This is a genomic window from Sphingomonas sp. BK481, from assembly GCF_014194875.1.
Classification (GTDB): Bacteria; Pseudomonadota; Alphaproteobacteria; order Sphingomonadales; family Sphingomonadaceae; genus Sphingomonas; species Sphingomonas aerolata.
The window spans coordinates 62328-83920 of the sequence record NZ_JACIAP010000013.1 but is presented as its reverse complement, the minus strand read 5'-3'; the positions used below and the strand labels follow the sequence as shown (position 1 = coordinate 83920).

The 21593-nt window shown below is 63.5% G+C and carries 28 protein-coding genes; 21 read left to right on the top strand and 7 right to left on the bottom strand.

All coding sequences use genetic code 11. The annotated features are described in order from the left end of the window. Positions 1-153: 153 nt before the first annotated feature. From FHY04_RS19165 to FHY04_RS19145, 5 genes are read right to left on the bottom strand one after another with little or no spacing between them, the layout of a single operon-like run. A complete protein-coding gene (locus tag FHY04_RS19165; RefSeq protein WP_311725633.1) occupies positions 154-2601 on the bottom strand; it encodes a TOTE conflict system archaeo-eukaryotic primase domain-containing protein in 2448 nt (815 codons plus the stop codon). Beyond that, positions 2598-4505: a TniQ family protein gene (locus FHY04_RS19160; RefSeq protein ID WP_183937474.1), complete on the bottom strand. Its 1908-nt coding sequence runs from the start codon at positions 4503-4505 to the stop codon at positions 2598-2600. Before FHY04_RS19160 ends, FHY04_RS19165 begins: the two co-directional genes overlap by 4 nt. Continuing rightward, positions 4502-5590, bottom strand: a complete 1089-nt coding sequence (locus FHY04_RS19155; RefSeq protein WP_183937473.1) for a TniB family NTP-binding protein — start codon at positions 5588-5590, stop codon at positions 4502-4504. The genes FHY04_RS19160 and FHY04_RS19155 overlap by 4 nt, the downstream gene beginning before the upstream one ends. Before the next feature lie 38 nt (positions 5591-5628). Continuing rightward, positions 5629-7746, bottom strand: coding sequence for a DDE-type integrase/transposase/recombinase (locus tag FHY04_RS19150; protein WP_183937472.1), 2118 nt, complete (start codon positions 7744-7746; stop codon positions 5629-5631). Then, positions 7743-8423, bottom strand: a complete 681-nt coding sequence (locus FHY04_RS19145) for a hypothetical protein (RefSeq protein WP_183937471.1) — start codon at positions 8421-8423, stop codon at positions 7743-7745. The genes FHY04_RS19150 and FHY04_RS19145 overlap by 4 nt, the downstream gene beginning before the upstream one ends. A 94-nt stretch (positions 8424-8517) precedes the next feature. Between FHY04_RS19145 and FHY04_RS19140 the strand changes: the two genes are divergently transcribed. From FHY04_RS19140 to FHY04_RS19065, 16 genes are all read left to right on the top strand, one after another. Continuing rightward, positions 8518-9405: a hypothetical protein gene (locus tag FHY04_RS19140; RefSeq protein WP_183937470.1), complete on the top strand. Its 888-nt coding sequence runs from the start codon at positions 8518-8520 to the stop codon at positions 9403-9405. Beyond that, positions 9398-9625: a hypothetical protein gene (locus FHY04_RS19135; RefSeq protein WP_183937469.1), complete on the top strand. Its 228-nt coding sequence runs from the start codon at positions 9398-9400 to the stop codon at positions 9623-9625. Before FHY04_RS19140 ends, FHY04_RS19135 begins: the two co-directional genes overlap by 8 nt. Positions 9626-9698: 73 nt before the next feature. Beyond that, entirely contained in the window at positions 9699-10010 is a 312-nt protein-coding gene (locus FHY04_RS19130; protein ID WP_183937468.1) for a hypothetical protein, read from the top strand. Next, on the top strand, positions 10007-10549 hold the full coding sequence (locus tag FHY04_RS19125; protein ID WP_183937467.1) for a hypothetical protein: 543 nt from the start codon (positions 10007-10009) through the stop codon (positions 10547-10549). The genes FHY04_RS19130 and FHY04_RS19125 overlap by 4 nt, the downstream gene beginning before the upstream one ends. 226 nt (positions 10550-10775) lie before the next feature. Then, positions 10776-11735 (top strand): DUF2493 domain-containing protein, encoded by a 960-nt coding sequence (locus tag FHY04_RS19120; RefSeq protein WP_183937483.1) that lies wholly within the window; start codon positions 10776-10778, stop codon positions 11733-11735. A gap of 97 nt (positions 11736-11832) precedes the next feature. Then, the gene (locus FHY04_RS19115) at positions 11833-12057 is read left to right on the top strand and encodes a hypothetical protein (RefSeq protein ID WP_183937466.1); all 225 of its coding nucleotides are present in this window, start codon (positions 11833-11835) and stop codon (positions 12055-12057) included. Positions 12058-12130: 73 nt separating this feature from the next. Then, positions 12131-12334, top strand: coding sequence for a hypothetical protein (locus FHY04_RS19110; protein WP_183937465.1), 204 nt, complete (start codon positions 12131-12133; stop codon positions 12332-12334). Between the two features lie 74 nt (positions 12335-12408). Further along, positions 12409-12867 carry a hypothetical protein gene (locus tag FHY04_RS19105; RefSeq protein WP_183937464.1) on the top strand — a complete coding sequence of 153 codons (459 nt, stop codon included), beginning with the start codon at positions 12409-12411 and terminating at the stop codon, positions 12865-12867. A gap of 187 nt (positions 12868-13054) precedes the next feature. Next, the gene (locus tag FHY04_RS19100) at positions 13055-13336 is read left to right on the top strand and encodes a hypothetical protein (RefSeq protein ID WP_183937463.1); all 282 of its coding nucleotides are present in this window, start codon (positions 13055-13057) and stop codon (positions 13334-13336) included. Beyond that, a complete protein-coding gene (locus FHY04_RS19095) occupies positions 13333-13620 on the top strand; it encodes a hypothetical protein (protein ID WP_183937462.1) in 288 nt (95 codons plus the stop codon). The genes FHY04_RS19100 and FHY04_RS19095 overlap by 4 nt, the downstream gene beginning before the upstream one ends. Next, entirely contained in the window at positions 13617-14117 is a 501-nt protein-coding gene (locus FHY04_RS19090) for a DUF6884 domain-containing protein (protein ID WP_183937461.1), read from the top strand. The genes FHY04_RS19095 and FHY04_RS19090 overlap by 4 nt, the downstream gene beginning before the upstream one ends. 13 nt (positions 14118-14130) lie before the next feature. Next, positions 14131-14382 (top strand): helix-turn-helix domain-containing protein, encoded by a 252-nt coding sequence (locus FHY04_RS19085; protein ID WP_183937460.1) that lies wholly within the window; start codon positions 14131-14133, stop codon positions 14380-14382. 682 nt (positions 14383-15064) lie between these two features. Further along, entirely contained in the window at positions 15065-15472 is a 408-nt protein-coding gene (locus FHY04_RS19080) for a single-stranded DNA-binding protein (RefSeq protein WP_183937459.1), read from the top strand. A gap of 110 nt (positions 15473-15582) precedes the next feature. Continuing rightward, positions 15583-15798 (top strand): hypothetical protein, encoded by a 216-nt coding sequence (locus tag FHY04_RS19075; protein ID WP_029625553.1) that lies wholly within the window; start codon positions 15583-15585, stop codon positions 15796-15798. A 498-nt stretch (positions 15799-16296) separates the two neighbouring features. Next, a complete protein-coding gene (locus tag FHY04_RS19070) occupies positions 16297-16461 on the top strand; it encodes a hypothetical protein (protein ID WP_183937458.1) in 165 nt (54 codons plus the stop codon). A gap of 368 nt (positions 16462-16829) precedes the next feature. Next, positions 16830-17087, top strand: a complete 258-nt coding sequence (locus tag FHY04_RS19065) for a hypothetical protein (RefSeq protein ID WP_183937457.1) — start codon at positions 16830-16832, stop codon at positions 17085-17087. Positions 17088-17141: 54 nt separating this feature from the next. Here FHY04_RS19065 and FHY04_RS19060 read toward each other — a convergent pair whose 3' ends face one another. Then, positions 17142-17468, bottom strand: coding sequence for a hypothetical protein (locus tag FHY04_RS19060; RefSeq protein ID WP_183937456.1), 327 nt, complete (start codon positions 17466-17468; stop codon positions 17142-17144). Between the two features lie 246 nt (positions 17469-17714). Between FHY04_RS19060 and FHY04_RS19055 the strand changes: the two genes are divergently transcribed. The 3 genes from FHY04_RS19055 (at position 17715) to FHY04_RS19045 (ending at position 18811) form a co-directional block, all read left to right on the top strand. Further along, a complete protein-coding gene (locus FHY04_RS19055) occupies positions 17715-18107 on the top strand; it encodes a DUF3768 domain-containing protein (protein WP_183937455.1) in 393 nt (130 codons plus the stop codon). 62 nt (positions 18108-18169) lie between these two features. After that, positions 18170-18379, top strand: a complete 210-nt coding sequence (locus FHY04_RS19050) for an antitoxin VbhA family protein (protein WP_183937454.1) — start codon at positions 18170-18172, stop codon at positions 18377-18379. Between the two features lie 288 nt (positions 18380-18667). Next, a complete protein-coding gene (locus FHY04_RS19045; protein ID WP_183937453.1) occupies positions 18668-18811 on the top strand; it encodes a hypothetical protein in 144 nt (47 codons plus the stop codon). Positions 18812-18851: 40 nt separating this feature from the next. Here the strand turns inward: FHY04_RS19045 and FHY04_RS19040 are convergent, their stop codons facing one another. Next, the gene (locus FHY04_RS19040) at positions 18852-19334 is read right to left on the bottom strand and encodes a hypothetical protein (RefSeq protein WP_260171651.1); all 483 of its coding nucleotides are present in this window, start codon (positions 19332-19334) and stop codon (positions 18852-18854) included. Between the two features lie 116 nt (positions 19335-19450). On the opposite strand from FHY04_RS19040, the gene FHY04_RS19035 reads away from it, so the two are divergent. Together FHY04_RS19035 and FHY04_RS19030 are read left to right on the top strand one after the other, a co-directional pair. Then, the gene (locus tag FHY04_RS19035; RefSeq protein WP_221211888.1) at positions 19451-20524 is read left to right on the top strand and encodes an IS110 family transposase; all 1074 of its coding nucleotides are present in this window, start codon (positions 19451-19453) and stop codon (positions 20522-20524) included. 351 nt (positions 20525-20875) lie between these two features. Continuing rightward, on the top strand, positions 20876-21451 hold the full coding sequence (locus FHY04_RS19030; protein ID WP_183937452.1) for a hypothetical protein: 576 nt from the start codon (positions 20876-20878) through the stop codon (positions 21449-21451). The last annotated feature ends 142 nt before the right edge of the window (positions 21452-21593 follow it).

Below are 21593 nucleotides of genomic sequence, written 5' to 3'. Positions count from 1 at the left end.
ACCGCCATGTCTGTGGAGAATCGATAAGCGCATATGACGTTTACGGCTGCAGGCGGCGTCCGGCGGCCATCGAGAACCATTAATCTCATTCGGAGAATCGGTTCTCGATCCGCCGATGGCTTCCGAGAATCGATAAGTGATTCCACCCCCGGATTACTCGATGCTGTAGCCGAGCGCGCGATATCCGGCGTGGCGCTTGGCGGCCATGCGCGAGAGCATCGGGACCGCATCATCGACATAGTCATAGACGAGCACGTCGGTTTTCCCCGCGTGCCGGCGATGCAGGCGCCCTACATACTGGGCGAGCGTCCCTTTCCAGGAGATCGGCATGGTCAGGAACAGCGTGTCGAGACGGTCGTCATCGAACCCTTCGCCGATGTAGCGGCCGGTTGCGAGGATGAGCCGCTCCTCGCTGTCAGGCACACGCAGTGCGGCGTCCGCTACCTTGCGTTCCGCCGCGCTCATTCCACCCCGCAACACCACCAGGTTCCGCACGAACCGGGATAACCGGCCCTGCAGATACTCGAGATGGTCCTTGCGCTCTGTCAGGATTATCGGCGACCGCTTCGCCTCCAGGGCACGCAGCACGTCATCGAAGATAAGATCGTTTCGGGCCTCGTCCTGCGCCAGCGCCGCATAAACCGCCGGCATCGGCGGTCGGTCCATGATGGCGAGCGTCTGCGGCAGCCGGAATGCCGTGCGCCGTTGTCGTGTGCGATGGGCGATCCCGCGGCGGGCAGCCTGGGTTCGCGCATCCACCCGATAGCGGATCGGGCCGCACTGCATGAAGATGATCGGCTGATGCCCATCCTTGCGCGCAACCGTGGCGGAGAGGCCGAGCACGAACCTGGCCTTGGCGCGCCGGGCTACAAGTTCGAAGCTCGCCGCGGACAGGTGATGGCATTCATCGACGATGAGGTGACCGTAGTCGCCAACCAGATCCGAGACCTCGCCGCGCCTTACGAGGCTCTGTATCAGCGCCACGTCGATCACGCCTGTAGGCTTCCGCTTGCCACCGCCGATCGTGCCGATCAGCTTCGGATCGATATCAAGGAACGTTCGCAACCGTTCGACCCATTGGCTGAGCAACTCCTTGCGATGGACGAGCACGAGTGCATTGACATGCCGTTTTGCGATGAGGTGTGCGGCTACCACCGTTTTGCCGAACGCCGTCGTCGCGGCTAGCACCCCGTCATCATGCGGATCGAGCGCCTCGACCGCCCTTCGCTGGGGTTCTTCGAGATCTCCCTGGAACGACAGACCGTCCGGGAGCGGAGTCCCTGCCATTCGCTGGTCGTCGATCCTGACAGTGCTTCCATGAGCAGCTATAAGCGCGACCAGTTCGTCGAGGCATCCCCGCGGTAGCCCGATATGCTTCTGGTGAAGCTCTGCGCAGGAGATGATCCTCGGCTTGTCGAACGTCGGCAGGCGCATAGCCTGCGCCCGATAGAACTCGGGATTCTGGAATGCCGCGAGCCTGACGATCTGCGCGGTTAGCGCCGCCGGCAACCCAGTCCGATCGATGTAGACCTGATCGCCCAGCACGATCCCAAGTGTCTCGGGCAGCGGTTCGGTCACAGGCAACTGAGTCGGCCGCCGTGATGGCGCCATCCGCCAGGGCTCGGTGGCGTGTTCGTCTTCAACCGGCATCCGCACACCCAGCACCCGCCCGCGCATTTCCGCGTCGGCCACCATGCGCGCGGCATCGTGTGCATCCAGCTGCGACAGCGAGGACAGGAACGCCCATTGATCGGGATAGGGGTGTAACTGCTCATCCACGAACAGGCTGTTTCCCCGTCGGCGGGCGTGCCCCTGCAGCGGCAGCGCGATCAGATTGCCGAACCCGCCGAGCGGCATGGTGTCCTGGCTCGGGAAGAAGCGATCATAGGAGCCGAACCCGATCTCCGGACGCCGCTCCATCGTGTCGGTCAACAACGAGGCGCCAAGCGCGCGGGCCGTTCGCGCCGGCACGGCGTCGGCAAAGAATATCCAGACATGGCCACCGTTGCCGGATCGGGATCGCTCGAGCGCGGCGGGCACCCCTCGCAGGCGGCAGGTTTCCATCATGGCGAGCGCATCCTCGGCCCAATTCGCCTTGTCGAAGTCGGCCGCGAGGAACCGGCAGTTCTCCTCCGCAAGCAAAGGGTAGACGCCCGCCACAAAGTCGCCTGCGTCGGATCGCGATAACGCGCGCCCACGCAGATGTTTGTCGATCACCTCGTCCGTCACGGGCAGGAACGCCTGGTGCGCGCACTGGCCGCATTTGACCTGCGGCTTATCGCAGAGTCCGCGTTTCCACTCATTGCCGCACGCAGGCGCATAGCCGCCGCGCCCGGTCTTGCGATTCTCCCAGCGCAGCGGGAAGACATCTTCACGACCGGCAAACAGCCGGCGGAACAACGCGACCTTTTCGCCTGTCGGCGATGTCGCCGTTACCGGAGGATCGGAGAACAGGGAGATCGCATCAGCTTTTCGGTGCTCGGTCGATTGTTGCATTGCGACGGCATCCAGCGCTGCAATCACCGCCGCCCGCTCGTCATCCAGGGCCTTGAGCCGGGCCCGCAGCCGCGCCGCTTCATCCGTGCCGGCAGATCCGTTCACATCGCTGCAGTCGTTTCGGGCAACCCATCACGATAGATCCCACGGATCACTTTTTCGGCGCTCTCGCGATCATAGAAGGGCTGCAGCTTTCGGCTTCCAGCGATCGCCGGCGTCAGACCAGCGCCCCGCAGATGCTGATGAACCCTCACGGCATGCGTAGCTTTACAGGGGATACGCGCCAGTTCGGCTGCGCTGACGAAGCGCACGCCGAACGCTTCGACCTCCGCTCGCCGCAAGGCGGGCATGATCCTGAGCGGTGTCTGTTTCCTGTCGATTGTCAGCCATCCCATTTGCTTGAGCCTTGCAACCGTTGGGATGGTCACGCCAAGGTGACGCGCAGCTTGCGCCATGAGCATAAACATTGGATCGTCCTCATATTCGAGGCCGGTGATCACCGCGTCGGTATCGACCAGTATCTGCGCAATGCCTCGTTCGCCGCGCAAGCGGCCCGTAGCCCTGATCTGGCCACGCAGCAGCCCGCCGATGATCGCCTCCGAGGACCGATAACAGATGCGCACGGCCCGCAGGATCGTCTCGCTGCCTGGCGGCGATGCTTTGACGAACGGCGCATCGCCGTGCAAAGCCGTAAGGAAGCGGTCAAGATCTGCCAGACGGTACTGCGCCGGGATCGACGCTCCACCAAGCGGGAAGGCGCGGGGAAGATAATGTCGCGCTATGAGTGCCTTGAACAGCCCGAGACCGACGCCGAGATAACGCCGTGCGTCCTCGGGAGAACAGGACTCGCGGAAGAAGGCCGTCAACGGCGCCTCGAGGGATTTCGGCACGACCATACCCCGGGCGTTGCTGGGCAGCGAGTCGATCAACCTCAATGCCGCAGCTACGGTCGCGACCCGTTCAGCGGATACGCCGCAGAGCTTCGCCAGACCGCCTAGCGTGGTGAGATCGCCTTCTGTTGCGGGTTGACGGAACAACATCGTGCCTGCTGTGATCGGCACATTCTTCACCACATGATTCCTGACGACCTCCCGGATCGGGTCGATAGCCGGATTGACGGACAGGCCGAGCCAGTATTGTAGACGCCCATAGACACCCACGGGTGTCAGACGCTTGAGCGGACATGCAGCCAGCATCCCGTCCAGCATCTTTTCGAACTGGTCGGGGAAGTCCTCGCAGACCGCAAAGCCCGCCGCCATGGTGCGAGCACGCTCCGCAGGCTCCTGCCGGCGCCAGCTGACGATTAATCTGCCCCAGCGTACGACCGAGCCCACCCATTGCATGATCTCGGCGGCGTCCGCGAACGCCACGCTGTCGAGGAACGCGTGGGAGATGCGGGGCCCATCACCAAGCCTGCCGACAAGATAGGCATCGCCGATCTTGCCGTCCGACGTGATCGCTTCAGTACATTCCTGCGTCAGATCGTGCCCACACGCGCAGCGCGCTGGTGACAGGTCCGAACGGCGGAACGCGTGCCGACAGGCAGGACATATCGCCAGCAGCGCCCGACCATGATGAGGACAGCTCGATACCTTCGCCAGATCCCACCAAGAGCGCCGCCAGGGCCGACAGGCGACCGGCCCTTGACCCTGCTCGATATCCGATCGCATGCAGTCCGGGCAGATACGGGCGAAGTGACAACTATAGCTGATATTGCCGCTGCGGCTCACAAGCTCACCTGCAAGGACGCTCCCACCCTCGGTCTGCATTATCGAGTTGCGAAGCAATGTTCCGAGCGGGACGCCGCTGAGCCGGGCGATATCGTGGAAGCGTCGCCCACGCTCCATATCGCGAACGAAGTCGGTTCGGTCGACCAGCGGCACTTGACGCGCAAATTCCAGCTGGGTTTCACAGCCATGCCGCAGGGCAAGCCGGTTGAATAGTGCCCAGCCTGGCTCGAACGCTGCAGATCGCACCCGCAACGCAAGTCGAGTTGCCGGTGCTGTCATAATCCCTCGCGCACGAAGGGCCGCAGGGATTGCGCGCCGCTTCCGCGCAGCTTTGTGACGCGGCTCATATTCCTCGGCGACGGGGGTACGGTGTCGCGCAGCCAGATCTCGCGCAGGCGTTCGGCCGAACACAGGAAGGGATTGTCGTGGTGGGGCGGGCCGCCGCTCGGAACTGTCGGTTCATCCTCAAGGATCGCATCGAAGTCCAGCATATCCCTGACATCGGGCTCATAAATCGGATGCCAGCCCGAATGAACCTCTCCCAACAGGTTCAGATCGATCGACCGTCGGCCGATCGCCAGTGCCACGCTCAGCGCTTGGCTCAGATATTTGGAGACGATCCCGATCTCGCCGCCCGTCGCGACGTAGATGCGTTTCGCCATCTCATGCTTCGCGAGGCCGGACGCATCCGGCAACCCCATCATCTTTTCCATGACGCCGAGCACGCCAGAGAACATCGTGCGACCGCTCCGGGTCGCCCAGTCATAGGGCTTGAGGATGATCGTCGGTTGCAACCGACGGCGCAGTTGCATCGTCTTCTCGCCCGGGACGGAGATGTCGAGCAGCCGGGGAAGACCCGCGATCACGATCTGGACTTTCACACGGTTGAGCAAAGACTTGATGAACTCGGTCACTTCCGCCGTCATGTCGGGATTATTCTCGTTCACCATGTGATGCCCTTCATCGATGAAGATCATCTCGGTGCCCGTCTCCTCGGCATAGAAGGCGATCTTCTCGATCACCTCGCTGGTGTTCCAATGGTCCCGCGCACGATAGCCATAGGCGCCGAGGATCGCCCCCACCAGCGCCCGTCGCGTCGTCCGTTCCGGTGCTTCGACGTAAACGATGCGGCGGACATCGGCATCCTCTGTCGCGCTGTCGGGATAGTCGGCCACATAGTCCTCGAGCGCCGTCGTCTTGCCGGACCCAGCAGAGCCGATGACGAGCAGGGCCCGGGCCTTGAAGCGTGGGCTGTCCTCGCGCGGGCGGTATCGGCCATGTAACTCGCGGATCGCTGCCTTCGCTTCCGTGTGGCGCGTATGCGGGATCACCGTGGTCTCGAACGCAAGCACGGCGTCGGGCACCGCTGGCCGTGCCGATAACTTCGCGGCGCGACGATGTGTCATCGCCTCAGGTCCGACCATTGTGCAACCAGAGCCTCGATGTCCGCGTCGAGATCGATGACGGGAGGCGACGGCACCGGTGCCTGTTTCGCCGCACGTGGTGCGGTTTCTACCGCCGGTGCCTGCGTTCCTATTTCAGGCGGTCGCTTTTGCCCTTCGATCGGCGTGAAGTAGCGACCATCGGTCTCGTACCGCGCTGCCCGCGTCTTGCTGCGGACTTTACTCGCCTCACTTTGCAGCTCTACCGCCGTCTGTTCGGCAAGACCGCGCGCCGCTTCGAGATCGGCGACCGTCACCGGCGCATTCTTCGGCAGGCTTCGCTTTGCGATCGAGCGATGGATCTTGTGCTGATATTTGGAGACGCCCCGCGATATGCTCTGGTCGACACACGGGATCATTAGCCATTCGCCGCACTCGTCGTCGAGCAGCCAGACCTCACCCAGATCATAGGGATCGTAGCGTAACTCCCAGTCCTTCTCCAACCCGCCGCGGCGCGCCAGCAGCGCTTCGAGCTTCTCCCGATCAGCATAGAGCAGCCCCTCATATTGGATGCCGATGTTGGAGATGCGCCGGAAGAAGGTCTCTCCGGTCAGCCGTACAATATGGTCGAAGTCAGGAACCGGGCGCACCGGGTAAAGCGCGCTGAGTTCTCGCCAGCGCTCATAGGGCGTGCATTTCAACGTATCGTGGACGCTGTGATGATAGTCATCGACGATCCACTTGAGGATACGACCACGCACTTCCTCGAGCGACAGCCTTGCCCGCGCGACCGGATCATAGAGATCCATGGTCCGCGACAACGTCGTGCCTTCCTCATGGCTGAACACCTGCACGCCGATGGTCTGGAACACGCGCTCTACCGCGCCCTTCAACCATGGCATTTTCACCGGCAGATTGACGATGCCGATGTCGAGCATCCTGGCGGCCGTCTGCAGCGATTGCGACCGGAACTCCTTGCCGTTGTCGCAGATCAGCCATTCGGGCACGCCGTGGCACGGCCAGTCATGCTCAATATCGGCGAACCCGGAGAGATCCTTCTTCCATAAGGAATGGGCAAGCGCTCTCTGGAGTGAGGCATAGGACGGAGCCTCAAAGCTCAGATGCACCCCTATGATCATGCGGGTGGCGCGATCGAGAAGCGCGGTGAGCCAGGGCCGCCCCAACGCGCGGCCGCTCTCCGGATGCACCACCACCAGATCGATCAGGCAATGATCCACCTCCACTTCTTCGAGCGGCCGTTCGGGCGGGCTCCGTCGCTCGAAGATGCCGAACCTCAGCCAGGCGGCGCGCCGACCGAAGCGACGCTCATATTCCTGCCGCTCGGTATAATTGTCGCGGATAAACACGCGGAAGGTGCGGTCGCTGACCGCAGGAACATCCTGTTCGCGGCACAGATCGACATAGCGGCGATAGGCATAGTTCTTCCGCCGCCGCGGCATGCCCAAATACCAGACTTCGACGGCCTGCCGCATGAGCTTGTAGGTATCGGGGTGATCGCCGTCCTCGCGCGCATAGCGGGGTTGGCGTGCCCCGCGCCGATGATAATGCGGGATCAGGAGCCGGACATCCCGGCCGTGCCGGCTCCATACGCTATACCACGCCCGTACTGTATAGGGATTGGGTCGGGCCGCTGCCTTGGTGCGGCGCGGCACGCCGTTCCCTTTTCGCCGCTCCGCGGCCATCCGGGCCGCAAGCGCGGCATCTTCGCGTTCCCATTGTTCATGATTCGCGGCGAAGACAGCCTCAGCAGCAGCGGCATAGGAGCCCATGAGTGTCGGGTGCTCGCCACGGATCGCGTCGACCATGCGGACATAGGTGTCTCTGCGCTCGGCCTCGCGGCGGATTTCTTCGGGCCAGAACTCCCAAGTTTTCTCCAGCGTCTCGGCGATCGCCTTGGGCAGGCCGTCCGCATTGCAAGGATGATGCGTCAGCCGCCGGGCACCATAGATGATGTCGATTTCATCGTCGCTCCATGTTCGCGCATCGCTGCCGCTCTGCGGTCGCAGCAAATAGCCACCGCGCTTGCGCTCGATTACCAACCAGAGCGCCACCTGACCTTTATCGTCCCGGATCGAGAGCGTGTCGCCTTGCTGGAAGCGCATCGGCGTTGCGTTCATTTCGCATTCCTTCCCCGCATGAGAACCGTGTCGTCATCGAGCGGTCGATCGAGATCCACCACAAGCTCGCCGACTGCCGCGAGGCCGAGCACAATGTTGACGTGCACGGGTCGGCCGCCGAGTGCCTCGGCGGCTACGCCCAGGTTCGACGGAAAGGGGAGGCGGGTGATTATGGTGTGGATCGCGTGGAGGTTTTCTGCCGCCAGCACCGCCACCGTTGCGCGCAGCCGTCGCGCATTCGACAAGCGTGGCTGTCGCCGGATATCGGTGTCGAGCCACATCTCGTGCCGGGCGCCACGCGCGGCGCACTCGGCTTCGATTGCTGGCAACCGTCCGCCCAAGGTCGGGTCAGCCGCCAATCGCGTGGCCAGTTTCACCTGCCGGTAGATGACCGCGCCGCCCACCGTCTCCAGCCGGATATCGGGGGTGTAACGCCGTTGTCGGCCCGCTTCCGTCCAAACGAACGTTTCCGGTTGCACTCCGAACTGTGCAACATCAGGATTGAAGTCGAGAAGCAACAGCGCATCGCGCTCGAGCAGGCTCTCATAGGGTAGCGCATCGCCAGCCTTGATCGACTGATACCAACCCGTGCACGATCTTTGCCCCGGCCGTCCTGCCGGATTTCGGGCGAACCGCACCGTTGCGCCAGAACGCAAACGGGCAGATTTGTCGGTCACGCCGGCATCCGCTATTCTCCTTACGGGAACGACTCGAACTACCGGTTCAGTATAACTGCTTCCGCAAAGGGCGTTAATCGGTTCCGCTCAGACCATGATCGTCGAGCTCGCCGACCGCGGCGAGCCCGTCGACATGGTTCTCTTCGCCGATCCCGGCGCCGAGAAGTCGGCGACCTATGCGTTCATCCCCCTGTTCCGGGCCTGGATGTCGGAACGCGGCATCCCATCCGAGATCGTCCGCTACCAGCCCCGCAACTTCAAACACTGGCCGCCCTATGCGGGCATTGCCGAGAACATGCTAACCAACGCCACCCTGCCCTCCGTCGTATTTGGTGGCGGGTCGTGCAGCCAGAAATGGAAGGCGGCCCCGCAAGATGCCTGGACCGCCCAGTGGGAACCCGCGCGCCGCTGCTGGGACGCAGGCGGGCGCGTCGTAAAGCTGATCGGCTATGACGCCTCGGGACGCGACACGCAGCGTTACCATCACGCGGTAGGGTGCGAGGATCCTCGCTACGCCTACCGCTATCCCTTGCGGGAATGGGAATGGTCGCGCGCCGTCTGCGAAGCGCGCATCGCGCGCGCCGGCTTGCCCGTTCCGCCCAAGTCGAGCTGTTACTTCTGCGGCAGCATCAAGCCCGACGAGGTGCTGGAGCTTTCGATTCCGGAGCTGCGCATCATCGTGCTGATGGAAGCGCGAGCCAAGCCTCGCCTCCGCAATGTCGAGGGTCTGTGGCGCAAGCCGGTGCTTGGCCGTCGCGGTGCGACGCCGCGTCCCGGCAGCATCACCGAGTTCATCCGCGAACGCGGTCTCCTCTCACCGGCCGAAGTCGACCGCATCATCGAGACCGCGCCCTTGGCGCTGCTCGAATTTCAGGCGGCACAGGCAGCACTTCCGCCCGAGCATCGCGCCCCGATGGGGCGCTGGCTCGACGACTTTCATCGCGCGTCCGACGCGCTCGCCGGAGACCGTCACCATGGCTAACCCGATCATCAAGCAATTCGTCGTCGAAGGATCGACGGCGTTTCCAGTCGCGATGCTGAATATGGATCAATGCTGGCCCGCGCGCGCCGCTGACGCGGCCGCGATCGCGGACCACTCCGGCGACCCCGACGCGCGCCGCAAGATCATCCTCGCGACGGCCGCAAAATATGCGCCCAACCGCCAGGGCTGGATCGCTGCTGGCTGGCGCGTGATCGACTGAAACAGTCTCCCGGAGGGGAGGCATCCTTTGGACAGATGAGCCTTGGGCTCATGCTTGGGAAAGGATCATCACCATGCACAGCGTTGCCGTTTACCTCGTCCAACGGCTCTATGGCGGTCCCGAGGAAGGTGGCTGGTACTACGATTCCGGCGACCTCTGCACCGACCCGGCACTGACCGCCTTCGGCGTCACCTTTGCCGAGGGTCACCAGGACCGCGCCAGGACGATGGCACTGGAGGTTCAAGCGCATCTCGATCGCGATTGGAACGTCGGCGATCACGCGCGCGAGATCAGCAGCGTCCTCTACGCTGGGCGCTTCGAGGCCCGCGTCCACGATGGCTGGCCCCCTCTCGCCTTTCCGGCCGAGCGTCCCCGCTACGAATGACCCGAACCGCTTGGGTCTCCCATTTTGCCAACCTTCAGGAGTCCGGTCCCATGAAGACCTTCACCGTCCACTGCGAATACCCTGCCCATTACCGTGCGGAAATCACGGTCGAGGCGGAAGATGCCGTCAACGCCTGCCGCTCCGCGATCGATGCGTCGCATACGACCGACGGGTGGAAGAGCCTCGATACGGAGCATCCCACTTATGTCAGCGCGATCGCTGAAGGTGCGGACGTCGATCCTTGGCGCTTTGTCCCGGATGGCGACGATGCCTCCGTCCTGCCCGTCCCGGGCCTATTCTCTGAAGTGGCGGCGTGCGCGGGCTATGCCGCGACCCGGAGCGAGGATCTGGTCGATCAGATCCGCATCATGGTCGATGCAATCGACGCCGATGGAGCGTTGAGGATCACCCCAGCGGCGATGGTCCGCCTGTGTGCAACGGGGCAAGCACTTCTCGACGACATCGCCCGGTGTGGGTTGAGCCCGGCAGTTCCGAAGGCGGCAACAAGCGTGGTCACGTCTGCGCCCGACGCCACCTGACGCCCGACAGCCTTCCGCCAGAGAGATGCGGCACATGGGCGGCCGCGAGACCCCTGCAACCGCAAAAATCCGGGCCGAGTTGCCGCTTTGCGGCTGCCCGCACCACCCCGGTTTTTGCGGTTTCCCTCCGCTGCGCTCCGGTGCGGGCGCCTCTTATTCGGCCGCCCAGGAGGTGCGCATCCGGCGGATAGGCCGCCGGCCTCGATCAGATGAAGGGCTTGACCCCATGACCACTTCCCTTGCTGCCGCACTCTCCGCTCTGGAGCTTGGACACCTCGAACCCCGCGCCGAAGACGTTTCGGGCATGTGCCCGCCCTCGACCGAGGCACTGGAGCAGACCACCACCGCCATTTGGAGCGACCTGTTCGCAACCCTCCAGAATACGTCGCTCGAGCGCGACATCGAGGAGATGGGCTGGGGCCTGGTCAACCTCTTTCACCGGGCCGCGGCGAAGAAGCACGCGACCATCGACCGTCTCACCGACGAGATCAGGCTCCTCCTGGCCGAGCAGGACGGTTCGGAGATCAACACCGCCAACCTCGAGGACAAGATCGACCTTGCCAAGAAAATCGAGGAGGCCGCCACCTGCTACGAACACATGCGCGACACCGCAGCGGCACACTATATCCGCGAGACCGGCCGTTCCTGGATCCCGTCGACCGGCAACCGCATTTCGCTCGGGGTGACGTCGGCAATCGTTGACGGACGCGCCTTCCTTCAGGCTCGCCGCGAGCGGGTCCGCGACGCCAACACGGCACAGGGCACGCCCGTAGTGTTTGCCGGGGGACGGCTGACCTTCCGGACCGACGAGGACATGAAGGCGTTTGGCGACAATCTGCTGCGCACCCTCAATGCGGTTCGCGAGCGCGTCGGCGACATGTATCTCGTCCATGGCGGCGACATGAAGGGGATCGAGCGCATCGCGGCGTCGTGGGCCGAACAGAATGGTATCCAGCAAGTCCGCTTCGGTCTCGATCGCAAGCTGGGTGATCGTGCCGGCTTCCGTCGCAACGAGCAGATGCTCTCGCTGAAGCCCCGCTACGTCATCGCCTTCCAGGGCAACGGTGTGACCGAGCGACTGGTGATCGACGCCAAGAAGGCCGGCATCCGCGTGGTCGATCGCCGCGGACCGCTTGGAACCCCTCCCGCTGCACAGAACGCTCAGGCCGACCGAAAGGTCGCCTGAGCTTCGGCTCGGCCGCTGGCTTTGCGCCAGCGACCTCGCCTCTTGCGGCTTTGCCGCAGGAGATCATTCTCACCCACGACACCGATGGAGTAATCCAATGCCTCGCCCCAACCCATTCCAGACGGCTGCGCATTGCTGGCGCTTCGCGCTGCGCCGCGCTGCCGCTGACGGCGACACCTACCACGTCGTCATGACGGACAATCCCGCCGCTCCGCGTGCGGTCCTGTCCGACCGCGACCTGTTCGCATCCGAGAATCTGACGCCCGAGGACATCGAAGCGTCGTGCGATCCGTTCCTGCTCGGCATCGCGACGGGCGGCTGAGGCCGCCCTCCCGAGCATCGCAGGAACGGGTAAGCCGTTCTCGCATCCCCCAACCAATGTTAGAGGTGAACCCATGAAGCCGCTCCGCCAGGCACAGGACATGATGGGCAATCCCGTTGATCGCGACACCCGGCGTGCCCGCCTTCTTGCCGCACGCCGCAAGCCGATCGGCAGCATCCCGCGCAAGGGAATCCTTGGCGGATTTTGGGATGGCGGGAGTGTCGTCGGTGCTTTCCGCGATGGTCGCGGCACCTTCACTCAGCCCCCCTCCGAGTAGCCCGCTCCGAACAGAGGAGAGGCGACTTTGCGGCTTTGAGCGGTCCGACCCCCGGTCCGTGCGGAGCCAACACCATGATCGAGATCCTGACCCTCGGCGCGAGCCCTGCCGAAGAGGACTGCGCCCAACTCGGCCGCACACCCGACTTCCAACGGCTCAACCGTCTCGAAGTCGACTGCTACCAGGCCGCCCTCACCGCGCGCTATGGCCCGCCCCCTGGTGGTGCGGCCTTCGCACGCGACACGTCCGACCATGATTTCGGCCGCTACACCGAACTCGCGTTGCGCTTCGATCCGTCGAACCAAGCCCACGCCCGCTACGCCGAACGCGTCGACGAAGGCCTTGGCCGCTGGTTTCATGCCGGCTTCACCGCGCCGGTCGAATATCCCGACAGCACGACGCCCGTGATTCACCACGCGGATCTAGCTGGAGCGATCCGCACCGCGATCAGCATCATGCGCCCGCCCTTCCCCGAGGGCGAAGAAGCGATCGCCAATCTCAGCGCGCATTACCCGGAATTGGTCGCGGTCTGATGGCCCGCGACTGCATCCGGCAGCCGCGTCACCTCATCCAGCCTCTCATGATCGGGCGTCAGCCCGATCTCTTCGACGGGCCGACCGTGACGCACGAACGGCCGCCCAAGCCAATCCCGCACACCTGGAGCCGGGATTTCCTCCGCTACCTTAGGGCCATGAGCCCAAACTCCGAGTGAGGACCGCCATGACCGACACCATCAAACCCGCCCGCGTCCCTATGCCCGAATGGACCGACGAGGAGCTACGCACCCTCGTCGATTTTCGACGCCGCAACGGACGGCGCTGGAAGAGCAAGCTGCTTGACCTCTACCTGTTCGGCAAGGATGACAGCGAGCCCAACGGTGCCGCCCTGCGCTGGATCCGCAATCGGCGAGGCCCAAGCCGGGTGGACGCCTTGACCAAAGCGACGCTCGACGAAGCTGAGAAACGCTTCGCCGACTGTCCGAATAGGGAGACGTCCGCATGAGCCGTCACGACTTTCACAGCGGTGACACCCGCCTGTCGATCGGGTGGGATGCGCCGCTCGCGTCATTCTTCCTCCAGATCTGGACCGGCGACGGCCAGGACGAGGACGAACAGCCCTCGATTTGGCTTGGCGCGTTCTACGGCGAGGTTCGTGCGCCCGACCCGCTGATCGTTATCGCGCACCGCCACATCCCCGACCTGCCGGCAACATTGCACCGCCAGCTCACCATCGACCAGCTCGGTGCCCCGGCGCGACCGCGCCGTCCGGGCCTGATCGACCCATGACGGATAACGCGCCATCGGCGCCGCCTCTCTACCTCGTCGCCTGCGTCTCGCAGAAACTCGACCGGCGCGCACCCGCAGCCGACCTCTACCGCTCCGACTGGTTCCGCAAAGCCCGAACCTATGTCGAAAAGACCGGAGGGCACTGGTTCATCCTCTCGGCCGCACACGGCCTCGTGAAGCCTTCGCAGCGCCTTGCCCCTTATGACGCTACGCTCCGCGACCTGACGGCCGCAGAGCGGCGTTTGTGGGGCGAAAAAACGGTTCGCCAGCTACGGCGAGCGATCGGGCCGCGCTACGCGGGTCCGATCGTCTTCCTCGCCGGTCGCCTCTACCGCGAACCGCTGCTCGCCTTCGCCGGCGAGCGTGCTGCCGTCCCCATGCTCGGCATGGGCATCGGTCAGCAGAAGGCATGGCTCGCGTCGCAAATTATCAAGGGTCGTGAGCGCGCAGCGCGTGCCGCCCAACTGGACCTCTTCGAGACCAATCCGGAAAGCTGATGGTTGAAACCCCATGATCTATCTCGATGACTTTATGCTTCCCGAGGCACAGCTATTCGGCGTCCGACTTAGGGAGCGCCGGAAAGCGATGAAGCTGACACAAGGTCAGCTTGGCGAGAGAGTGGATATGGCGGCAGCATCGATCTCGGTCATCGAGCGAGGGCGAGCCAATCCCACGATTGCCGTGATGGCTAAACTGGCAAAAGCGGTCGGATCGGAAGCATGGGCCATGCTCCGTCCCTCACCAGCGTCGGGTGATGACTGAACGCGTGAAGCGGGCGCTGCCGCGCCCTGATATATGACGCAGAGCGGTTCCGTGGGGTGAGGCCCGGAGCCTACCCGACCGTCTGCCTCGGTTGACGGGCAAGGTCCTCACGCTGGTACGATGGCCCGCGAAGGCCCTGCTCGCACCCCGGCTGAAAGCCTCGATCGGCATCACGACACCGGGGCTCTCGTTTCGACCGCACATCGGTGTGAAACGTGCCGGACCCCCCTCAGTCCATGTCGACAGGGCACGGCGCGCGCGCCTGGGCAGGAAGGCAGTGCCAAGGCCCACACCGCGACCGTCATCCCGGAGAGGTTGCCCGCGTAGCGATCGGCGCAAGGCGAAGGCAGTCAGGATAACGCACCGCCTGTGGTGACGGGTCGAGACACCGACGTTGCCGGCAAATCGATGCGACAAGCTGGTCCTGCACACGGTTCTCTGTCCGTTGCCCGCCAGTGGGGGTCCATCCCCTCTCTTTCCTGAACGACCTAATCCGGCCGTCCACCCTCCCCAACCCGCGATCCTTCGGGCCGAGTTGCCGCTGCGCGGCTGCCCGCACCACCCCTAAGATCGGGGTTCCCCTCCGCGTCTTCGCGCTCCGGTGGAGAGAGCGTCCTGGCCGTCTTTTTTGGTGTTCAGTCGAGGGGACGGACCCCCGGCGAGCAAAAAAAGGAACCTCGAAATGCAGAACCTCGTCATCCTCGCCGGCAACGTCGGCGCAGCGCCCGAAGCCCGCACCACCCAGGGCGGCACCAAGATCACCCAGTTCAGCCTAGCCACCTCGCGCCCCAAGCGCGACAGCGAGGGCAAGATCCTCAAGGAAAACGGTCGCCGGGTCGAGGACACCGAATGGCACCGCATCACCTGCTTCAACGGTGTCGGCAAGACCGTCGCCCAATACGTCGACAAGGGCCAGAAGGTCATGGTCCGGGGCCGCATCCACTACACCCGCTGGACGGATAGCGAGAACATCGAGCGCTACGGTGTCGAGATCATCGCCGACGAAGTGACCTTCCTCAGCCGGGGTCGCCAGCAGCAGGGCGATACGCAGGATCACGGCGGTCTGGATGACGACGACGTGCCCTTCTGACCCGACGCAGAACCGGCCCGGAGCTGACGCTCCGGGCCTCTTCCCGTGTTCACCGCCCCGCTTGCCGATACCCGCTTCGCGACATCTGCTCGCCGCGTTAAGCTGACCCCATGGCAAAAGAGACTATCGAAACATCGCTCGGCGCGATCTGGATCGAAGATCTGTCCTCGGGCGAGATGCGGATATGGTGGCCGTATGGTTCTCGCGCCGGCGAGCTGGCGATCGGCGTGCTGGAAGGTAAGGCCAGGTGGCATCCAAAGTCGAAGGGCTGGTACGTCGCGGCAGCCAGACGTGCCGAAATCTACGAAGAACTGACGGCGTTATAGGGCGTCTCCCGGCTGCGCCGGGACCGTCGCTCTATTCCGCTTGCGCTCCACCGAGCCCCTTCGGGTCTCGGCCCATTCGGGTGACGATCAACTGACGGGCGCGCACGCGCGCAGGAAATCCTCTTCCGAAAAGCGGCAATTCCTTTCCAATCTGCCCCGGACTGGCCGTCTCTGCAGCCCGGCGAACTCTCCCATCGATCGGAGGGGACGCAGAGTGCGGATACGAGAGGCAGGCGACCGCCATCCCTTAGCAAGGGGCGTGCGTCACTGGCGACCCAGCGCTGAGCCGCGACGCTCCGGCCAACGAGCTTCACCCCGCTCTTTGAGGCGCAATCCTTGGGACGGCTCGGGGCCTTATACGATCAACCCGCAAGGGGTCCGGGCGCTTCGCTACGGCTTTTTTTCGTACCGAAAAAAAGTGATCGCGGCCCCTCCCCGTCCCTGTCGGGCGCCTGTCGAGCGGGGATGAACCCCGCCGGCTTCACAGGAGCCTCGGACATGTTCAACGATATCTGGATCGCCCGCAAAAACGCCATGAGCCTCGCAAAAACCCTGATGGTGGCAACCATGGTCATCGCCATCGGCACACAATACGCCGTCATCACCGCCGAAGATCACGACAGCTCGGTCGTCGTCGTGAACGAGTACGACCCCTACGCCTGACCAGATGGGGGCCGAAAGGCCCCCGCGCCTTCGTCAGGCGCAAACAGGTCAGGGCCAGGACGGGCATCGAGCCCGTCCCACCCCCGCGCTTTCAGCGCAAAAGAGAGGGGGCAAGCCGGGCATCGAGCCCGCCTCGTCCCCGCGCTACGCGCGGCTGCGGCACCTGTGGGAGAACTGCTCATTCGTGTCGTGGTAGTATGACATGGGTGCGGCGATCGCCTCAAGGATGCGCGGTTCCCCCAATTTGCTGCGCAAATCGGCTCCCCCACGCCCCGCTGGCGCGGCCGCTTCGCGGTCCCTGACCCGATCGCCCGGAGCCCATGTCCCGGTACTCCCGCACAAATTCGTGCAACTAACGGGAGAACGCTATGCAGGTTGATCTGTATCAAACACTCAAATCCATCAACGTCTCAGACGATCAGGCAAAGCTGGTGGTAGCCAGCATCGAGGAGTATATCGACGACATGGTTGGAGACGCGACAAAGCCGCTTCAGGAGAAAATCGACGGCCTGCAACGGTCGCTCGAGACGCACATGAAGACCCAAACCTGGGTCATCAGCATCGTCGGCTTTACCATCGTGGCCCTGACCGCGATCGGAACGCTGGTGTCGATCCTGCGGCACTAAGGCAAAGGGGGCTTCGGCCCCCTTTTTTTGCTCACCGCGTCATGTTGCCGGCGATCAACTCCACGCCGTCCTGACGGGCGGCAGCTCCTCGAATGCTTCGAGCAGCCTGGGTTCGCGCAACAGCGTTGTCCACTTCCCGCCATAGGTCCGTGACGCCAGATAGAAGGTCGAACCGTAGCACTCGACCATCCGACAGCGCTCCAGCTTATCAACCAGCGAATAGTTCGCGCCGTGACGGGCGACGACATCTTCCATCTCGACGCGCATCAACGTCCCGCACTGGCAGCAGCGCGAGCGAACCAGGGCCTTCATACGCAACATCATGCCGGCGTTCTCCATCCAGCGGGGCCAGAGAGCGACGATGTTGGCAGAGGTTTCCATGGCCGCGACGATAGTCCTCCCGGCCCGGCATCGTCCAGCGGTTTGGGATCGGCCGGTCTCCAACTCGCCGCCACCCGAGGGGCCTTTCGGGCTCCTACGTCCTCGCCGAGGCGCTTTCACGCGCAAGTCCGCCGAGCGGACTTCTCCACTGCGTTTCGACCCTACGGGTGCGCGAGCCAGCTATGCCTCGGCGGTCCTGTCGCCTGTCGAAGGCCCCGATTGGCGGGGTCAGACAAGGAGACCGAGATGGCCGACCAGACCTCCACATCCGAGCGCCGGAAGGGCGAGCCCGCCGAGATCGCGCGGCTCAACGACTGGCTCCGCCAACATATCACCGCACCAGGCAAGAACCGCATCGTGATGACGAGCGGAATCGCCGACCTGATCGGGGACGTCAGCCTCTTCCGTGGGTTCCGCAAACGCGCCGAGCTGATCCGGACCGTGCGCGACTACGACCGCTTCGATGACGCCATCAACCCGCACGGCGAGCGCGACATGGGCCGGTTCGAGTTCGAGGAGACCGCCTGCTACTGGAAGATCGATTACTACGACCTCGACCTGATGGGAGGCTCCGAGGATCCGGCCGATCCGTTCCAGACCACGCGCGTCCTCACCATCATGCGCGTCGACGAACGATGACGCAGACCGCCCCGACGCTTCGCCGTCGGGGCTTTCCCTCCCTCTACGACAAGGATCACATCATGACCATCGAAACGACCAGCCAGATCAGCGCAGCCGAGCGCGCACGCCGTCACCGCGAGGTGGACTTCGCCCGCGGTAACGTCCGTCACGAAGGTGGCATCCTCTCCGACGAGATCGAGCAGCTCAATGCCCGCTACATCGCCGGTGAGATCGACAGCAACGCGCTGACCAATGCGATCCTCTCATCGCAGACCGTCCAGCCCCATTGATGGCGCGGAGGCAGAAGGAGGGCGCTGTGTGGCGGCCTCCCATGTCCCACCACCGTCGGAAAGGCTCTGTCGTCGACGCCGTTCCATCGTGACGACCGGGCGGGGCCGGCGTCAAGGATGCGCGGTGCCCCCAATTTTGACGCGGCCTCCGTTTTCGCTGCGCTTCACTACGACCACGACAAAATCGGCACCCCCACGCCCCGCTACGCGGCCGCTTCGCGGTCCCTGACCCCGACCCCGCCCGATCGTCAGCCCGCCTCTGTCTCAAGCGAACAGAAGGAGGATCAGATGAACATTCAAACCGCACGCACCCAAACATGGCTCGCGGAACTGGCCAGCATCCAAGCGGAGATCGCGATCAACGGGATGCCCGGGGCACCCCGGCCCGCGCGCAAGCGGACCCGCAAGCTCAAGCCGCTCTGGGAAGAGTGACCGAGACGGGGCGGCGCTGCCGCCCCGCTCTCGTCATGTCTCACACCGCTCGATGCGCCAGCACCTCGCGGATCCCGCGCGCGCAGCCCTCGGGGAATCCCTGCACATATCCGATCAGGAAAGCGGCGAAACCGATTCCGACCAACGCGGCGATACCCAGAACGAGGAGCTGCGGTAGCGTCACCCGGTAGCGCTGCGACGCCTTGGGACGCGGAATGACTCTGCGCGCATGTGCCCGTTGCAGCGTGCGGACCGCTGCGATCATCTCCTCGACCAAAAGCATGTTGTGGCGGGAAATCTCACCGACATCCACGATCAGCTCGCGCGACGCCACAGCCGCATGATCGAACGTCAATTCCGGCGTGTCGACGAGCCCGCTTAGTGATGAACTGCGCTCGTGCAGTTGCAACAAGCCTGTTTCGACTTCGCGCAACACCGCTCCTTCAAGATCGGGTTCGTCCACCTTCACCCCGCGCATTTGTGGTGTCTTGGTATGAACCGGACAGACCAAAAATCCTACCATGCGGGCGTCTCCCCGCCCTCCAGGCGGGGCCGGGCTCTATTCCGCTTGCGCTCCACCGAGCCCCTTCGGGTCTCGGCCCATTCGGGTGACATGGGGTAACAGCGACCGCCCGCCTGATGCATCATCGCCAGGTGGCGCTGCCGCCACTGCAAGTGTCGGAGAACCCCATGACGAGTTATGTAGGCCTTGATGTGTCGCTGGCGGAAACCAGTGTGTGCGTATTGGGCGCTGACGGCAAAGTCCGCTATGAAGGCAAGGTACGAAGCTTGCCCAATGAGCTGGTTGCATGCATCCAAAGGCACGCGGACGATGCCGAACGGGTTGCGATCGAGACTGGCCAGACCTCGGCGCTTCTTTTCCGTGCGATGGAAGCAGCCAATCTGCCAGTGGTGTGCATCGAAACCCGTCATGCGCACAAGGTTCTGTCCGCTAGGCAGAACAAAACCGACCGCAATGATGCCAAAGGTTTGGCCGAACTCGTTCGGGTGGGCTGGTATAAGGAGGCGTGGGTGCGCGGTGCATCGGCGCAGGCTATCCGTAGCCTCCTCCTCGCTCGCCGTATGCTGATGGTGACCCGGAGAACGCTCGAGAATACATTGCGCGGAGCGGTCAAACGCTTCGGGCTCATCATCACGAAAACCGCAGGCAAGACTTTCAAAGGTCGGGCCGTTGCGGCCATGGAGCTCGATCCAGCCTACGCGGCTTTTGCGGCTCCCATCCTGGTCGTTCTTGAAACTGTCGCAGAACAGATACGGACGTATGAACGACAGCTACAAGCCGTGATACGTGGGAATGCTACGTTATCGCGGCTCATGACCGTTCCCGGCGTTGGGTACCTCTCGGCGCTCGCTTTCTACTCGACCATCGAAGATCCTGCGCGGTTCAAGCGTTCCGACGATGTTGGCCCGTACCTTGGCCTAACGCCTCGGACGCATCAGTCCGGCGAAGTCGATTGGAGCGGGCGGATTACGAAAACCGGCGATAGCATGACGCGAGCCTATCTGTTCGAGGCGGCGACCGTCATACTCACCCGTGTCACCAAGCCTACGCCATTGCGGGAATGGGGATTGCGGCTGAAAGAGCGCAGCGGGATGAAGAAGGCTCAGGTTGCGGTTGCGCGCAAGCTCGCGGTGATGATGCACGCCATCTGGACGGATGGCACCGAATTCGAGTGGAGAGCTGCCGGATAGGCACCTTCCTCGCTCAGGCTCCCCAACGGGAGGCGTCCTTGCCGGGACGCGCGCCGGAGTTGACCTCGTAGCGATCGTTGCGGCCTCGACCCGCGCGGCAGTGACATTGAGGCAGCGCCTGCCACGGACACCCATCGTGAGGCGATGCATTCGACCTCGGAACGAACCTTGTGCCCGGCATTGACCCAGCCCACGCAGGAGAACGACTTCCGCCAAATATCAGATCGGATCCCGTCGGCTATGCCTGCTGCGTGGTTCATGCCACGGCTGCTTGCGCCCAACTTCCGCCGTTCGCGAGTGAAATTGGGCATCCCGATTGCAGACGGTCGTTTTTGCAGATAGCCTCGATTGGTGTTCGCCTTGCTCGCCTTCATCGCTCAAGATTACGTTCTTCGTGATCTGCAAAAGACCCCCGTTGCTGCGCATGGCCCATTTAAATTGGAACGCGAAGACTGTATCGCGCGTGATCCACCCGTGGCTGTTTTGCATTATGCACCCTGTAGGGCGATAGCTCGATTGAGTTGGCCCTCTGCGGATGGCCAACTAACGATCACCTATGAGGATAATGGGAGGGAGCTCATCAGGACATTTTCCTTTCCAATCTCTTTGAAGATGCCAGACTCTTGCAGCCTCGGCGATTATACTGCTTATCAGGCTAAGCCCGGTTCCGATGCCAGCTGGCATAATAGTGAGAAGGGGATTGTCGCGACACTTGTAAAGTGCAGTCGCCTGACATCGTCCCAGATCGCCTCCTACAAAGGTGAGTTCTTGGCTGCCACGCCGTATTACAACGAAGCGGCCACGGGCCTGCGTTCGTTGGCCGTATCCATGTTCGGAAACCTGCGGCGATGTACCGCACAGAAGCAGGTTTCGAGAAACCCGATGGATGGCTTTACCTGTATTCGCGAGGAAGGGCCGGCGAGCTAACCCACTTTATACCTTCGCCGAATTTGCCAAGCCGCTTTCCGCCAAACTCCGACATTCCTGATACACCGCTGATCCGGTAAAACGGCGACGCCGCGCAACGATTGGCTATATCTATTTGCTTCCCGAAAGGGGGATGGTCCGC

Bases quoted from the DNA above. Each gene is read 5' to 3' on its own strand.
- FHY04_RS19105 (WP_183937464.1), top strand. From the start codon at position 12,409: ATGATCGAGATCCTGACCCTCGGCGCGAGCCCTGCCGAAGAGGACTGC.
- FHY04_RS19095 (WP_183937462.1), top strand. From the start codon at position 13,333: ATGAGCCGTCACGACTTTCACAGCGGTGACACCCGCCTGTCGATCGGG.
- FHY04_RS19090 (WP_183937461.1), top strand. From the start codon at position 13,617: ATGACGGATAACGCGCCATCGGCGCCGCCTCTCTACCTCGTCGCCTGC.
- FHY04_RS19150 (WP_183937472.1), bottom strand. From the start codon at position 7,746: ATGAACGCAACGCCGATGCGCTTCCAGCAAGGCGACACGCTCTCGATC.
- FHY04_RS19060 (WP_183937456.1), bottom strand. From the start codon at position 17,468: ATGGAAACCTCTGCCAACATCGTCGCTCTCTGGCCCCGCTGGATGGAG.
- FHY04_RS19075 (WP_029625553.1), top strand. From the start codon at position 15,583: ATGGCAAAAGAGACTATCGAAACATCGCTCGGCGCGATCTGGATCGAA.
- FHY04_RS19110 (WP_183937465.1), top strand. From the start codon at position 12,131: ATGAAGCCGCTCCGCCAGGCACAGGACATGATGGGCAATCCCGTTGAT.
- FHY04_RS19065 (WP_183937457.1), top strand. From the start codon at position 16,830: ATGCAGGTTGATCTGTATCAAACACTCAAATCCATCAACGTCTCAGAC.
- FHY04_RS19080 (WP_183937459.1), top strand. From the start codon at position 15,065: ATGCAGAACCTCGTCATCCTCGCCGGCAACGTCGGCGCAGCGCCCGAA.
- FHY04_RS19035 (WP_221211888.1), top strand. From the start codon at position 19,451: ATGCATCATCGCCAGGTGGCGCTGCCGCCACTGCAAGTGTCGGAGAAC.
- FHY04_RS19130 (WP_183937468.1), top strand. From the start codon at position 9,699: ATGCACAGCGTTGCCGTTTACCTCGTCCAACGGCTCTATGGCGGTCCC.
- FHY04_RS19050 (WP_183937454.1), top strand. From the start codon at position 18,170: ATGACCATCGAAACGACCAGCCAGATCAGCGCAGCCGAGCGCGCACGC.
- FHY04_RS19120 (WP_183937483.1), top strand. From the start codon at position 10,776: ATGACCACTTCCCTTGCTGCCGCACTCTCCGCTCTGGAGCTTGGACAC.
- FHY04_RS19045 (WP_183937453.1), top strand. From the start codon at position 18,668: ATGAACATTCAAACCGCACGCACCCAAACATGGCTCGCGGAACTGGCC.
- FHY04_RS19115 (WP_183937466.1), top strand. From the start codon at position 11,833: ATGCCTCGCCCCAACCCATTCCAGACGGCTGCGCATTGCTGGCGCTTC.
- FHY04_RS19070 (WP_183937458.1), top strand. From the start codon at position 16,297: ATGTTCAACGATATCTGGATCGCCCGCAAAAACGCCATGAGCCTCGCA.
- FHY04_RS19140 (WP_183937470.1), top strand. From the start codon at position 8,518: ATGATCGTCGAGCTCGCCGACCGCGGCGAGCCCGTCGACATGGTTCTC.
- FHY04_RS19040 (WP_260171651.1), bottom strand. From the start codon at position 19,334: ATGGTAGGATTTTTGGTCTGTCCGGTTCATACCAAGACACCACAAATG.
- FHY04_RS19100 (WP_183937463.1), top strand. From the start codon at position 13,055: ATGACCGACACCATCAAACCCGCCCGCGTCCCTATGCCCGAATGGACC.
- FHY04_RS19125 (WP_183937467.1), top strand. From the start codon at position 10,007: ATGACCCGAACCGCTTGGGTCTCCCATTTTGCCAACCTTCAGGAGTCC.
- FHY04_RS19135 (WP_183937469.1), top strand. From the start codon at position 9,398: ATGGCTAACCCGATCATCAAGCAATTCGTCGTCGAAGGATCGACGGCG.
- FHY04_RS19085 (WP_183937460.1), top strand. From the start codon at position 14,131: ATGATCTATCTCGATGACTTTATGCTTCCCGAGGCACAGCTATTCGGC.
- FHY04_RS19055 (WP_183937455.1), top strand. From the start codon at position 17,715: ATGGCCGACCAGACCTCCACATCCGAGCGCCGGAAGGGCGAGCCCGCC.
- FHY04_RS19160 (WP_183937474.1), bottom strand. From the start codon at position 4,505: ATGACAGCACCGGCAACTCGACTTGCGTTGCGGGTGCGATCTGCAGCG.